The following is a 754-nucleotide window of genomic DNA, read 5'->3' as shown; positions in this document are numbered from 1 at the left end:
GGTAGTGGCTCAACGAGGGTGTCGCGTGGCGTTGTAGTCGTGTAGGAACAGGTGGATGCAAGCGTCGAGCAGCTTCAGAGAGCGGGAGAAGGAGAGGGATTTGCGCACGAGGCGGCCGATACGGGCGCGCAGTGTCGCGTTGAACCGCTCGATGTGGTTGGTCGTGCCGCGGCACGTAGCCGGCAAGTGTTGGCGCCAGGGCACCACACCCGAGTAGGCTTCCCACAGGTCGGTGTAGCACCAGGCGCGGCGGTAGTCGGGTGGCAGACGCCGCCACAGCTTGCGGGCGGTGCGCCGGCCGCGGCAGCCCAGCGCGTAGGCCACGACCTGGCGCGTGCGCCGGCACAGGGCCAGCCAGAGCCACACCTTGCGCTGTTTGCGGCCCACGAACGTGCATAACTCGTCCAACTCCAGCCCGTCAACCGGCCGCGGCGGGACTAGCGTCTGGCTCAGCGGCGGCAGTCGTTGGGCTTTTTTTTAACCACGCCGTCACCGTCTGGCGCGACACGCCGAAGATGCGCGTGAGCCCGCGCAGCGAGGTGCGTTCCTGGTAGGCACGCAGGATTTCGGCTTTGCGCCCCTCGTCGTAGGCATTCGTGCCCGGTGCCGGCCGGCTCGTGCGCCGGCAGGCCGGACAGAAATAGCGTTGCTTGCCGTTGCGGGCCAAGCCGTGTTTGCGCAACTTCGACGAGGTGCAATGAGGGCAGGTTTCCATACCCGCTTATACGGCTAACACCCCACTTGGGCCACTACC

Annotated in this window: 2 protein-coding genes; both read right to left on the bottom strand. The window is 66.6% G+C overall.

The annotated features are described in order from the left end of the window. Positions 1–9 precede the first annotated feature (9 nt). Positions 10–408, bottom strand: a complete 399-nt coding sequence (locus DLM85_RS24785) for an IS1 family transposase (RefSeq protein WP_279387758.1) — start codon at positions 406–408, stop codon at positions 10–12. A 10-nt stretch (positions 409–418) separates the two neighbouring features. Further along, positions 419–715 (bottom strand): transposase-like zinc-binding domain-containing protein, encoded by a 297-nt coding sequence (locus tag DLM85_RS24780; protein WP_111480872.1) that lies wholly within the window; start codon positions 713–715, stop codon positions 419–421. Positions 716–754: the final 39 nt, after the last annotated feature.

This window comes from Hymenobacter edaphi, assembly GCF_003258365.1.
Classification (GTDB): domain Bacteria; phylum Bacteroidota; class Bacteroidia; order Cytophagales; family Hymenobacteraceae; genus Solirubrum; species Solirubrum edaphi.
This window is presented reverse-complemented; position numbering and strand designations above follow the sequence as displayed.

What these genes read in the sequence shown, in the direction of transcription:
- DLM85_RS24780 (WP_111480872.1), bottom strand. Translation starts at nt 715, where the DNA reads ATGGAAACCTGCCCTCATTGCACCTCGTCGAAGTTGCGCAAACACGGC.